Annotated in this window: 12 protein-coding genes; 6 read left to right on the top strand and 6 right to left on the bottom strand. The window is 70.9% G+C overall.

Annotated elements, in window-relative coordinates:
• Positions 1-51 precede the first annotated feature (51 nt).
• Entirely contained in the window at positions 52-1581 is a 1530-nt protein-coding gene (locus tag MT346_RS08335; protein WP_308221883.1) for a catalase, read from the bottom strand.
• A 131-nt stretch (positions 1582-1712) separates the two neighbouring features.
• Entirely contained in the window at positions 1713-2159 is a 447-nt protein-coding gene (locus MT346_RS08330) for a Fur family transcriptional regulator (RefSeq protein ID WP_243562415.1), read from the bottom strand.
• A 156-nt stretch (positions 2160-2315) separates the two neighbouring features.
• On the opposite strand from MT346_RS08330, the gene MT346_RS08325 reads away from it, so the two are divergent.
• Positions 2316-3608, top strand: coding sequence for an acyltransferase (locus MT346_RS08325; protein ID WP_243562414.1), 1293 nt, complete (start codon positions 2316-2318; stop codon positions 3606-3608).
• A gap of 161 nt (positions 3609-3769) precedes the next feature.
• Positions 3770-4588: a cytochrome c oxidase assembly protein gene (locus MT346_RS08320; protein ID WP_243562412.1), complete on the top strand. Its 819-nt coding sequence runs from the start codon at positions 3770-3772 to the stop codon at positions 4586-4588.
• A gap of 295 nt (positions 4589-4883) precedes the next feature.
• On the opposite strand, the gene MT346_RS08315 is transcribed toward MT346_RS08320, so the two are convergent.
• Together MT346_RS08315 and MT346_RS08310 are read right to left on the bottom strand one after the other, a co-directional pair.
• Positions 4884-6527, bottom strand: a complete 1644-nt coding sequence (locus tag MT346_RS08315) for a DHA2 family efflux MFS transporter permease subunit (protein ID WP_243562410.1) — start codon at positions 6525-6527, stop codon at positions 4884-4886.
• A gap of 47 nt (positions 6528-6574) precedes the next feature.
• Positions 6575-7132, bottom strand: coding sequence for a PadR family transcriptional regulator (locus tag MT346_RS08310; RefSeq protein ID WP_243562408.1), 558 nt, complete (start codon positions 7130-7132; stop codon positions 6575-6577).
• 157 nt (positions 7133-7289) lie between these two features.
• Between MT346_RS08310 and purS the strand changes: the two genes are divergently transcribed.
• From purS to MT346_RS08290, 4 genes are read left to right on the top strand one after another with little or no spacing between them, the layout of a single operon-like run.
• A complete protein-coding gene (gene purS / locus MT346_RS08305) occupies positions 7290-7553 on the top strand; it encodes a phosphoribosylformylglycinamidine synthase subunit PurS (protein WP_056123105.1) in 264 nt (87 codons plus the stop codon).
• A gap of 5 nt (positions 7554-7558) precedes the next feature.
• A complete protein-coding gene (gene purQ, locus MT346_RS08300) occupies positions 7559-8254 on the top strand; it encodes a phosphoribosylformylglycinamidine synthase subunit PurQ (RefSeq protein WP_243562428.1) in 696 nt (231 codons plus the stop codon).
• Between the two features lie 59 nt (positions 8255-8313).
• A complete protein-coding gene (gene purL / locus MT346_RS08295; protein ID WP_243562427.1) occupies positions 8314-10695 on the top strand; it encodes a phosphoribosylformylglycinamidine synthase subunit PurL in 2382 nt (793 codons plus the stop codon).
• Between the two features lie 11 nt (positions 10696-10706).
• Positions 10707-11636, top strand: coding sequence for an NAD(P)-dependent oxidoreductase (locus tag MT346_RS08290; protein WP_243562406.1), 930 nt, complete (start codon positions 10707-10709; stop codon positions 11634-11636).
• Between the two features lie 18 nt (positions 11637-11654).
• On the opposite strand, the gene MT346_RS08285 is transcribed toward MT346_RS08290, so the two are convergent.
• Together MT346_RS08285 and MT346_RS08280 are read right to left on the bottom strand one after the other, a co-directional pair.
• Positions 11655-12710, bottom strand: coding sequence for a beta-propeller fold lactonase family protein (locus MT346_RS08285; protein WP_243562404.1), 1056 nt, complete (start codon positions 12708-12710; stop codon positions 11655-11657).
• Positions 12707-13012 (bottom strand): chorismate mutase, encoded by a 306-nt coding sequence (locus tag MT346_RS08280; RefSeq protein ID WP_243562402.1) that lies wholly within the window; start codon positions 13010-13012, stop codon positions 12707-12709. The genes MT346_RS08285 and MT346_RS08280 overlap by 4 nt, the downstream gene beginning before the upstream one ends.

The following is a 13012-nucleotide window of genomic DNA, read 5'->3' as shown; positions in this document are numbered from 1 at the left end:
GGGCCCCCCCCCCCCCCCCCCCCCCCCCCCCCCACCGTTCTGGGGTGGGGTCTAGACCTCGACCGCCACCTTCTCCGGGTCCTCGTTCGAACCCGGCGCGCTCGGCACGACTGCGGCGCGCACGCGCGCACCCAGGTCGGCATCGACGTTGGTCCAGTACGCGAACACCCGCTCACGCAGGTCGTCGCGCGTCACCTTCGAGACGTGCCCGGCGATGTTGCCGACCAGTCGCTCGCGGGCGGCGTCGTCCAGGACCTCGCGCACCAGGGTGCCGGCCTGGCCGAAGTCGTCGTCCTCGGGGTGCAGCGTCGCGGCCGCACGCTGCAGCGCGCCGTCGGACTCCCAGCCGGGGACGTCGTCCGTGGCGGTGGCGTCGGCGTGGGCACCGCCGAGCGAGTTCGGCGCGTACACGGGCACCTCGGCCTGCTGGAAGTCGAAGCGCATCGCGCCGTCCTTCGAGTACGAGTGCACCTGGTTCTTCGGGGCGTTCACCGGCAGCTGCGCGTGGTTCGTGCCGACGCGGTAGCGGTGGGCGTCCGCGTAGCTGAAGATGCGCGCCAGGAGCATCTTGTCCGGGCTCGCCGCGATGCCGGGCACGAAGTTCGACGGCGCGAAGGTGGCCTGCTCGATCTGCGCGAAGTAGTTCTCCGGGTTGCGGTTGAGCTCCATCGTGCCGACCTCGATGAGCGGGTAGTCCGCGTGCGGCCACACCTTCGTCAGGTCGAACGGGTTGAAGCGGTAGCTGGCGGCGTCCTCGTACGGCATGACCTGCACCTTGAGGGTCCAGCGCGGGTGGTCGCCGCGGTCGATGGCCTCGCGCAGGTCGCGGATGTGGAAGTCCGCGTCCTCGCCGGCGATGCGGTCGGCGTCCTGCTGCGTCAGGGTCTCGTGGCCCTGCTCGGTGATGAAGTGGTACTTGACCCAGAAGCGCTCGCCCTCGGCGTTGATCCACTGGTAGGTGTGCGAGCTGAAGCCGTCCATGTGCCGCCAGCTCGACGGCAGGCCGCGGTCGCCCATCAGCCAGGTGACCTGGTGCGCCGACTCGGGCGACAGGGTCCAGAAGTCCCACTGCATGTCGTGGTCGCGCAGGTGCGAGCCGGGCAGGCGCTTCTGCGAGCGGATGAAGTCCGGGAACTTGATGCCGTCGCGGATGAAGAAGACCGGGGTGTTGTTGCCGACCAGGTCGTAGTTGCCCTCGGACGTGTAGAACTTCAGCGCGAAGCCGCGGGGGTCGCGCCAGGTGTCCGGGGAGCCCTGCTCGCCGGCGACGCTCGAGAAGCGCGCGAGCATCTCGGTCTGCTGCCCGGGCTGCAGGAACGCGGCGCGGGTGTAGCGACTGACGTCCTGCGTGACCGTGAAGGTGCCGAACGCGCCGCCGCCCTTGGCGTGCACGACGCGCTCCGGGACCCGCTCACGGTTGAACTGGGCGAGCTTCTCGACCAGGTAGTGGTCGTGCAGGGCGAGGGGCCCGTCGGCGCCCACACCCATCGAGTGCTGGTCGCTGGCGACGGGAGCGCCGCTGTTGGTGGTGGTGACGGGGACGCCGGCGGGGCGGTCGTCGGTCGTGTGCTGGTCGGACACGGTTCCTCCTTGGGTGGAACGGTTGGTTCGGTCAGGGTGGTTCGGGGTGGCGTCAGGCAGGCCAGGCGCGGGTGCGCGGGGCGGGGCGGGGCGGTCCGCGGCGGCGCTGGTGCTGCGCCGCCGTCAGCCGGTCAGGCCGTCGGCACGGCGTCCGTGTCGTCGCGTTCGGCCGCGGCGCACTGCTCGCAGATCCCCCAGTACGTGACCTCGGCGGTGGTGACGGCGAAACCGTGGGTCTCGGACGGGGTCAGGCACGGCGCGTGCCCGACGGCGCAGTCGACGTCCTGGACGGCGCCGCACAGGGTGCAGACGACGTGGTGGTGGTTGTCGCCGGTGCGTCGCTCGTAGCGAGCCGGGCTGCCGGCGGGCTCGATCCGTCGCACGAGGCCGACCCCGGTCAGCGCTGCCAGGACGCCGTACACCGCCTGGTGACTGGTGGTGGGGAGTTCAGCGGCGAGCGCGGTGACGATGTCGTCGGCCGTGGCGTGCGGCATGGTCTCGGTCGCCCGCAGCACCGCCAGACGCGGGGTCGTCACCCGGAGGCCCGCAGTGCGGAGCAGCGTGGCGTCGACGTCCATGACTCCCCCTTCTTTTGCAACATTCAAGACAAGCATGACCTTACACGACATGACGTGACGGGATGCATTCCCGTACCGGAATACAATGTGTCACGGTTCGGTCGCGATCGGCTGGACAGCGCCTGGGAACCGCCGACCGCCCGGTAGCGTCACGCCATGTCCACTCAGCAGGCGCAGACCCGCGTGGACGTCCGGGGGATCATCGCGCAGCGAGACCTGGTCGTCGACCTCATCCGGACGGCGTGCGTCGTCCTCGTCGTCGTCGTGCACGTCACGATGGTCGGGATCGCCGCCGACGACGCCGGCATCCGCGTCACCAGTCCCCTGCAGCAGGCGGACTGGTACGTGCCGGCCACCTGGGTCGGGCAGGTGATGCCGCTGTTCTTCGTGGTCGGCGGGTTCGCCAGTGCGGTCGGGTGGCGCAGCACCGTGGCCCGCGGCGGGGGCGCCCGCGACTGGACCGCGACCCGGCTGGTGCGGTTGTTCCGCCCGGCGGTCCCGCTGCTGGTCGTGCTCGCGCTGGGGCTCGGGGTCGCCACGGCCCTGGGCACACCGGCCGACCTGCTGGCGACCGTGGCGTTCGGCATCGGGTCGCCGCTGTGGTTCCTCGCCGCCTACGGCATCACCCAGTGCTGCGTGCCGCTGATGGCACGCCTGCACGCCCGCGCTCCGTGGCGCACCCTGGGCGCACTCCTGCTGCTGGCGGGCGTGGTCGACGCGGTCCGCCTGTCCACCGGGGTCGCCGACGTCGGGCTGCTCAACCTCGGCCCCGTGTGGCTGTTCGCGCAGCAGCTCGGGTTCCTGTGGGCGGACGGCTGGTTCCGGCAGCGCTCGCGCGCACGGCTCGCCGCCGTCGCCGTCCTGACGTACGCGGTCACCATCGCGATCACGCTCGTCGGGCTCTGGTCGCCGGACATGCTGCAGGACCTCAACCCGCCGATGCTCCCGCTGGCCCTGCTCGCCGTGGCACAGGTGTGCCTGGTGCAGGTCGTGCACGCGCCGCTCACCCGGCTCATGCGCACCCGTGCGGCGCAGGGCGTCGTGTTCCTGCTCGGCCGCGACGGCATGACGATCTACCTGTGGCACCTGCCCCTGTTCATCGCTCTCAACGGCATCGCCCTGTTCATCGGCATCCCGTTCCCGGCGCCCGGTTCGGCGACGTGGTGGGCGACCCGGGCCGTGGCCGTGGTGGTGGTGCTCGCAACGGCGTTGGCGGTGGCGCGGGGGCTGCGCTGGTTCGACCGGCCGCTCCCCCGCCTGGTCCCCGGCGCCGACCGTCCCGCCTGGCCCATACTCGCCGTCGCGGTCCTGTGCACGGTCGGCCCGGCGTTCGTCGTGATGCAGCTGCACCTGTCGCTCGGGGTCGCGCTCCTGGGTGCGGTACTGGTCCCGATCGGGGTCTGGCTGCTGTCCCGGACGGTCCCGGCGGCGGGCGTCACGCGGATCTGAACCCGTTCTCACCGGATCGGCTCCGGCTCCGAGCGGCATCGGTCCCCCGCGGGCCGAGGATGAACGTGCAGCGCGCCCGCACCGTGTGATCCAGGAGGCCCACCACGCCGTCACCGTCCGAGTTCTGGAGCATCTGGCACCTCGATCCGCTCGCGGTCGTCATGATCGTGGTCGCGGCGGTCGCGTACGGCTGGTGGGTCGTCGGGGCCCACCGCCGCCGAGCCACGTGGCCCTGGTGGCGCACGCTGTCGTTCGTCGGCGCGCTGGCGCTGTTCGGCGTGCTGCAGTTCGGGATCGTCGGCGTGTACGACCAGATGCTGCGGTGGGCGTTCGTGCTGCGGCTGGCACTGCTGTTCTTCGCGGTGCCCACGTTCGCCGCGATCGGTGCCCCGATCGCGCTGCTCCGGACAGGAGGCCCCGCCCGCCTGGCCGACGCGGCCACCGCGGTCATGCGGTCGCGTCCGGTGCGCGTGCTCGGCACCGCGATCGTCTCGCCCCTGGTCGCGCTGACGCTGTTCTGCCTGCTGCTGACACCCCTGTCGGCGACGATCCGCGAGTCCCCGGTGTGGGCTGTCGCGATCACGGTCCTGGTGCCGGTGCTCGGGTTCGGGCTGCTCGCGCCGCTGTCCGAACCGGGGCTGCTGCGGTCGTCGACGTTCGTCACGGCGGAGTTCCTGCTGGCCTTCGTGGAGCTCATGCTCGACGCGATCCCCGGCATCGTGCTGCGCATCACGAACCACGTGCTCGACGGGGCGACCGTGATGGCCTCGGGCCCCGCGTGGTTCCCGTCGCCCCTGCGCGACCAGCACCTGGCGGGCGACCTGCTGTGGTTCATCGCCGAGGTCGCGGACATCCCCGTGCTGATCTCGCTGTTCGTACGGTGGCAGCGGACCGACCGCCGCGAGGCCCGCGCCGTCGACGCCCTGTCCGACGACGAGATGGACGCGCTGACCCGCGAGCACCTGCAGCGCCGCCGCTGACGGCAGGTGCCGTCGGGCGCGAGCGGGCCCGTCGCCGTCGCGCCGACGTGTCGCCTTCGGGCCGAACTGTCGCCTTCGCGAAAGCGACAGAGCGCTGCCGACTGTTCGCGCCGATCTGTCGCTTCGGCGGAGGAGCCGGGCGGCCGACTCGCGAAAGCGACAGTTCGCGCCCGACTGTTCGCGCCGAACTGTCGCTTACGCGTAAGCGACAGAACGCCGCCGGGCTGTTCGCGCGCGCAAACGCACGACGACGCCCCCGGCCGCGGGTGCGGTCGGGGGCGTACGGGCGTGCGGGCTACTCGGCGCCGGAGTGGCGGCCGTGGTGGTCGACCACGGCGAGTTCCTCTTCGGGCGAGGCGGGCGCGGGCGCTGCGGCGTGGGCTCCGTGCCCGGCGGGGGCCGCGGGGCCGTCGGCAGGGGCGCCGGGCTGGGTCGCGACGGACCCGGTCTGGCTCCAGGCGACGGTCTGCTTCGGCTTCGCCAGGAACAGCGCCGCGACGATCGCGACGACCAGCACCACGGCCGGCAGCACGAGCGACTGACCCATCGCCGTGGCGAACGGCTGCTGCAGGAACGCGGGGAGTGCGCCGACCTGCTGCTCGGCGCCGCCGGTGGACGTGCCACCCGACTGTGCCGGGAAGTTCGCCGTGATGCGGGACTCGATCAGCGCCGCGATGCCCGCGGAGCCCAGCACGGCACCGATCTGCCGGGTGGTGTTGTAGACACCCGAACCGGCACCGGCGAGCTTCGGCGGCAGGTTGCGCGTCGCCGAGACGGACAGCGGGCCCCACATGCAGGCGTTGGCGAGACCGAGGAGCGCGCTCGGCAGGAGCGTCCAGCCCCAGTCGGCGCCCGACGACAGCAGCGCACCGAACCAGAACAGGCCACCCGAGAAGCAGGCGAGACCGAACGCAGCGACCCAGCGGGGGTTCCACACGGTGAGCTTCTTGCCGACGAGCGGCGAGAGCCCGGCGGCGATGACGGCCTGCGGCACGAGCAGCAGTGCGGCCTGGGTGGGCGAGAAGCGCAGGACGTCCTGGGCCCAGAGCATGATCGGCAGCGCGAAGGACGAGATCGCCACGCCGACGGCCGTGATCGCGATGTTGGCCAGCGTGAAGTTGCGGTCCTTGAACAGGCCGAGGGGCAGCAGCGGCTCGCCCTTCTGCACGCCCTGCCACACCACGAAGGCGACCAGCACGACGATGCCGGTGATGATGAGCGACCAGACCGAGATGACGCCCGTGATGACGCCCCAGTCGTAGGTCTCGCCCTCTTGGATGCCGAAGACGAGCAGGAAGAGCCCGACGGCGCTCAGGACGATGCCGAGCACGTCGAAGCGGTGGCCGTGGCGCTCGAACGACGGCACGAAGCGCTGCGCGAGGACGAACGCGACGACACCCACGGGCACGTTGACGAAGAAGATCCACTCCCAGCCGAAGCCGTCGACGAGCAGGCCGCCGAGGATCGGGCCGACGAGCGAAGCGACACCGGCGACGGCACCCCACAGGCCCATCGCGGCGCCGCGGTTCTGCGGCGGGAAGATGCGCGTGATGACGGCCATGGTCTGCGGCGTCATCATCGCGGCGCCGAGACCCTGCACGACGCGGGCGATGATCAGGGTCTCGATCGAGCCGGAGAACCCGCACCACAGGCTGGCGAGCGTGAAGACCACGAGCCCGATCTGGTACATGACCTTGGGGCCGAAGCGGTCACCCAGCCGGCCGGTGATCAGCAGCGGGACGGCGTACGCCAACAGGTAGGCGCTGGTCACCCAGATCACGCTGTTGATGTCGGCGGCGAGCTTCTGGGCGATGGTCGGGGTGGCCACGGAGACGATCGTGGAGTCGACGAGGATCATGAAGAACCCGACGACCAGGGCCCAGAGGGCTGGCCACGGCTTCTTCTCGGTGGTCGCGGGGGGCGACGAGACAGCAGTCATCGAGTGTGTTTCCTTGCTGGTGGTGTGGATGTGTTCGTCAGGACCGGTCAGGTCCAGGGGACGGCACCGTCGGCGATGCGGGCCGTCGTGGCACGGAGCCACTCGATCTGTGCGCGCAGCATGGCATGGACGTACGACACGTCCAGCCAGTACCGCTCGGGCAGGTCCTTCATGAGGACGACCCGACGGATCGTCTCGGCCTCGGCGAGCTGGGCCTCGAGCGCACGGGTCCGCGCGCGGAGTGCGTCGAGGGCATCGACCGCGGGCAGGTTCTCGATCTCGGACACCGCGAGGTGGAAGACCGGGTACTCCTCGGCAGGCTGGCTGAGCAGCACGAGCAGACGTTCCCGCAGGGCGGCCCGACCGGCTTCGGTGATCGCGTAGGTCGTGCGCTCGGGCCGGTTGCCCTCGCGGTCGGTGCCCACGACCTCGGCGTACCCGAGCTCCACGAGGCGCCCCACCTGGTGGTATAGCGTGCCGGGCCGGACCTTGACGTTCCGGTTGTCACGGCGGTGCACCATCGTCTGGAACATCTCGTACGGGTGGGTCGGCCCCTCGTTCAGGAGCCCGAGCGCGGCGAACGCGAGCGGCGTGAGTTCCGGCACCGGGCCTCCTGTCAGGGTCGGATCGAACTGGTCGAGCTGGACTATTCGACTTGGAATATACCGGACGGACCAGTTCTCCACAACCGGCCGCAGCAGTCGCTGCGCGGCATCTAGACTCGTGGTGTCCCCAACCGACCCACCGTGCTGGAGTGAACACGTGCCAACGATCGTCGTCGAGGTCATGCCGAAGGCCGAGATCCTCGACCCCCAGGGCAAGGCGGTGGGCAACGCCCTCGCCCGCCTCGGCAAGAACGACCTGACCAACGTCCGCATCGGCAAGCGGTTCGAGGTGACCGTCGACGGCCCCGTCGACGACGCCAAGCTCGCCGAGGTCCGCGAGATCGCGGCGGACATCTTCTCCAACGCCGTGATCGAAGACGTGGTCTCGGTCAGCGTCGCCGAGCACAGCAGCGCCGAGTGACCGCGATGCGCATCGGCGTCATCACGTTCCCCGGTTCGCTCGACGACCGTGACGCCCAGCGCGCGGTCCGTCTCGCCGGAGCCGAGCCCGTCGCGCTCTGGCACGGCGAGCACGACCTGCAGGGCGTCGACGCCATCGTGCTGCCCGGCGGGTTCTCGTACGGCGACTACCTGCGCGCCGGAGCCATCGCCGCCAAGGCCCCGATCATGGCCGAGGTCATCGACGCCGCCGGCAAGGGCATGCCCGTGCTCGGCATCTGCAACGGCTTCCAGATGCTCGCCGAAGCCCGTCTGGTCCCCGGCGCCCACACCCGTAACGCACACCAGCAGTTCATCCGGCGCGACCAGAAGCTGCGCGTCGAGAACACCGGCACGGCATGGACCTCCGGCTTCAGCGCCCAGCAGGAGATCACGATCCCGCTCAAGAACGCCGACGGCCGGTTCGTCGCCGACGCCGACGAGATCAAGCGCATCGAGGACAACGGCCAGGTCGTGTTCCGCTACGTCGGCGTGAACCCGAACGGGTCCATCGACGACATCGCCGGCGTGTCCAACGAGCGCGGCAACGTCGTCGGCCTGATGCCGCACCCCGAGCACGCGACCGAGCCCGGCTTCGGCCCGGACACCCCCGCGGCGATGGCCTCCGGCACGGACGGCCTGACCTTCTTCACCTCCGTGATCGCGTCGACGCTCGTCACGTGACCGAGCCGACCGACCCGACCGACGTGACCGACTCCACTGCAGCAGGGAACGACAACACCGTGACGACCCACGTGCGCCCCAAGCCCGACACCGTGCAGGACGCGGCGACGACCCCCGACAAGGACCAGCCGTACGAGGCCCTCGGGCTCAAGGCGGACGAGTACGCCAAGATCCGCGAGATCCTGGGCCGCCGCCCCACCTCGGGTGAGCTGGCGATGTACTCGGTCATGTGGTCCGAACACTGCTCGTACAAGTCGAGCAAGAACTACCTGCGGCAGTTCGGCAAGAAGGTCACGCCGGAGATGACCAAGGACCTGATGGTCGGCATGGGCGAGAACGCCGGCGTCGTCGACGTCGGCAACGGCTGGGCGGTGACCTTCAAGGTCGAGTCGCACAACCACCCCTCGTACGTCGAGCCGTACCAGGGCGCGGCCACGGGTGTCGGCGGCATCGTCCGCGACATCATCTCGATGGGCGCGCGGCCGGTCGCCGTGATGGACCAGCTGCGCTTCGGCGCGATCGACCACGAGGACACCGCGCGCGTCGTGCACGGAGTGGTCGGCGGCATCTCGTTCTACGGCAACTGCCTGGGCCTGCCGAACATCGGCGGCGAGACGTACTTCGACCCGGTGTACCAGGGCAACCCGCTCGTCAACGCACTGGCGGTCGGCGTGCTGCGGCACGAGGACCTGCACCTGGCGAACGCCTCGGGCGCGGGCAACAAGGTCGTGCTCTTCGGTGCCCGAACCGGTGGTGACGGCATCGGCGGCGCATCGATCCTGGCCTCCGACACCTTCACCGAGGGCGGCCCGACCAAGCGCCCCGCCGTGCAGGTCGGCGACCCCTTCGCCGAGAAGGTCCTGATCGAGTGCTGCCTCGAGCTGTTCCAGAAGGACCTGGTCGAGGGCATCCAGGACCTCGGCGCCGCGGGCATCTCGTGCGCCACGTCCGAACTCGCCAGCAACGGCGACGGCGGCATGCACATCTCGCTCGACGACGTCCTGCTGCGCGACCCCACGCTCACCGCCGAAGAGATCCTGATGTCGGAGAGCCAGGAGCGCATGATGGCGGTCGTCCGCCCCGACAAGCTCGACGCGTTCCTGCAGGTCGTCGGCAAGTGGGAGGTCGAGACCAGCGTGCTGGGCGAGGTCACCGGCACCGGCCGTCTCGTCATCGACTGGCAGGGCCAGGAGATCGTGAACGTCGACCCGCGCACCGTCGCCGTCGACGGCCCCGTGTACGACCGCCCGGTCGCCTACCCGACGTGGATCGACGCGCTGCAGGCCGACAGCGCCGACTCACTCGACCGTCCCGAGACGGGCCCGGCGCTCAAGGCCCAGTTCCTGCAGTTGCTCGGATCGCCGAACCTGGCGTCGAAGGACTGGGTCACGAACCAGTACGACACCTACGTGCTCGGCAACACCGCGCTCTCGTTCCCGGACGACGGCGGCATGATCCGCATCGACGAGGAGACCGGCCTGGGCGTGACGATCGCCACCGATGCCAACGGCCGCTACTGCCAGCTCGACCCCAAGCAGGGTGCTCGTCTGGCGCTGGCCGAGGCGTACCGCAACGTCGCCGTCACCGGGGCGATCCCGGCCGCGGTGACCGACTGCCTGAACTTCGGCTCGCCGGAGAACCCCGAGGTCATGTGGCAGTTCTCGCAGGCGGTCGAGGGACTGGCCGACGGCTGCATGGAGCTCGGCATCCCCGTCACGGGCGGCAACGTGTCGTTCTACAACCAGACCGGTTCGACGCCGATCCACCCCACCCCCGTGGTCGGCGTGCTCGGGGTCATCGACGACGTCGCCAAGCGCGTGCCCTCGGGCTGGCAGGACGACGGCCACAACATCTACCTGCTCGGCACGACCGACCTCGAGCTCGACGGTTCGGCATGGGCCGGCACGGTGCACGGGCACCTGGGCGGTCGCCCGCCCAAGGTCGACCTGGCGCGCGAGAAGGAGCTCGGCTCGCTGCTGGCCGCAGCCACCGACGAGCAGCTGCTCAGCAGCGCACACGACCTGGCGGACGGCGGCCTGGGTCAGGCACTCGCCGAGTCGGTCCTGCGCTTCCGGGTCGGCGCGCGCGTGGTCCTCGACGAGCTGCAGGAACGCGACGGCATCGACCTGGCCACGGCCCTGTTCTCGGAGTCGACTGCCCGGGTCATCGTCACCGTCCGCCGCGAGGACGACGTGCGGTTCCAGGGCCTGTGCAACGGCCGGGGCTTCCCGGTGCTGCGCATCGGCGTGACCGACGGCCACTCGCAGGCGCTCGAGGTCCAGGGCGCGTTCGAGGTCTCGGTCGACGAGCTCCGCGGCACGCACGGCGCGACCCTGCCGAGCCGCTTCGGTGACGTCATCGAAGAGACCGTGACCGAGGGCGTCCTGGGCCGTGGCCCGCTGGCGTCCGACGGCACCTTCTCGCCGCGCACCGACAGCTGAGCACCACGACCGTGTCTGCCGCCCACCTCGTCACGCTGCCCTTCGCCGAGCTCGTCGACCGCTTCGGCCCCGTGCCGGACGGCATCGAGCTGGGCGTGTGGGACGTCGGATCTCCCCACCAGCGACCGGACGACGTCGCGATCACGATGCTGCCGTTCTACTTCCAGGGTCGGCACCGGTGGCAGTACGTCCACGACCTGCCGAACCTGCGCCTGCTGCAGCTGCCGAGCGCCGGCTACGAGCACGCCGTGCCGCACGTCCCCGGGCACGCACAGCTGGCCAACGGCCGGGGCATCCACGACGACGAGACCGCCGAGCTCGCGGTCGGTCTGGCGCTCACGGCGCTGCGGGAGATCGGGCAGTTCCAGATCGACCGGACGAACGGCGTCTGGGACGTCCGCACGACCCGCTCGTTGGCGGACCGTCGGGTCACGGTGGTGGGCTACGGCGCGATCGGCGGCGCCATCGCGACCCGGTTCGAGGCCTTCAGGACCGACGTGACCGTCGTCGCCCGGACGGCGCGCGAGCAGGACGGCCGCCACGTGCACGCGTTCGGCGACCTGCCCGAGCTCGCCCGCACCACGGACGTGCTCGTGCTCATCGCTCCCCTCACCGACGAGACCGACCACCTGGTCGACGCCGCGCTGTTGGCGGCGCTGCCCGACGGTGCCCTCGTGGTGAACGTCGCCCGGGGTCGGGTGGTCGACACCGACGCCCTGGTCGCCGAACTGCAGCGCGGACGGCTGTCGGCCGGGCTCGACGTGACCGACCCCGAGCCGCTGCCGGTCGGGCACCCGCTCTGGACGACACCGAACACCGTGCTCACCCCGCACGTCGGCGGCAACACCGACCTGAGCGTGCCGCGGTCGATCGAACTGATGCGCCGACAGGTCTCGGCGCTGGCCGAGGGTCGCGCGTTCGAGAACCTGATCGAGTTCTGACCCGGCGCCGGACCAGGTCTACGAGAGCGGCACCACGCAGGTGGGCGTGCCGACGGCGATCTGTCCGACGGGCTCCCCCGGCATCCCGTCGTCCCCGACGGGCAGCACTGCCACGGCGTCGGACCGCTCGTTCGCGACCAGCAGGAACCCGGGCACACGGGCGAAGTGCCGCGGCCAGGTACCTCCGCACGGAACGGCGCCCATGAAGGTCAGCCCGCCGTCGGCCGCGTCGAGCACGGCGATCTCGTCACGACCCCGGACGGCGACGACCACGCGACCGGCGTCGTCGACCTCGATGTGGCTGAGCAGCGAGTCACCCGGCACGACCGAGCCCGTCCCCGCTGATGCGACGGTCCGGAACGATCCACTGTTGTCACGCCGCAGCCGGTGCACCTGGCCGTCGAGCTCGCCGGCGACGAACAGGTCGCCGTCGAACCACGCCATGTGCCGCGGGCCCGCTCCCGGCGCGACGTGGTGCACCCGCACCGACGACAGCCCGACGGACGACGAACCAGAGCCAGAACCAGACCCCGAACCAGAAACCGCGAACTCGTGCAGCGCGTCCCCGCCCAGGTCCGCCACCAGGATCGTGCCCTCGGGCGTCGCGATCGACTGGTGCGCGTGCGGCCCGTCCTGCCGGTCCGGATCGGGTCCGGTGACGTCGGGCAGCACCGCGGTCGCAGCAGCACCAGCACCAGCAGAACCAGCACAAGCACCAGCAGCGCCTGCACCGTCGAGCCCGACCGCGGTCACGGTCCCGGACGTGTAGTTCGTCAGCACGAGCACGCCCGCGGCGTCGACCCGCACGTGGCACGGCGCGTCCCCACCAGCGGGTGCGTCCCACAGGTGCTCGAGCGCCGAGCCGTTCCGACGGAAGGCACTGACGCTGCCGTCGACGACCTCGGACACGGCGTACACGCGGTCACCCGCGACGGCAAGGAACGACGGGTCGTCCATCACGGCCACGGTCGATGCGACACCGTCCTGCACCAGCGAGATCCCGGTCGCGTTCCCACCCCCGGTCGCGGTGTAGGACCCGACGAAGAACGACGGCACCGCAGCGCCCTCGCTCACGCCTCGGCCCCGGCGATCTGCTCGTGGTGGTGGATGACCTCGGCGACGATGAAGTTCAGGAACTTCTCCGCGAACGCCGGGTCCAGGTGCGACTCCGCCGCCAGGGACCGCAGCCGCGTCACCTGGATCTGCTCACGCGCCGGGTCGGCCGCGGGCATGCCGGCGCTGGCCTTGAGGTACCCCACCCGCTGCGTGTACTTGAAGCGCTCCGCGAGCATGTGGATCACCGCGGCGTCGATGTTGTCGATGCTCTGGCGGATGCTCCGCAGTTCCGACACGGCAGCTTCGTCGTACTCGCTCAT

This window comes from Curtobacterium sp. VKM Ac-2922 (assembly GCF_022815645.1).
In the GTDB taxonomy this organism is placed as follows: domain Bacteria; phylum Actinomycetota; class Actinomycetes; order Actinomycetales; family Microbacteriaceae; genus Curtobacterium.
This window is presented reverse-complemented; position numbering and strand designations above follow the sequence as displayed.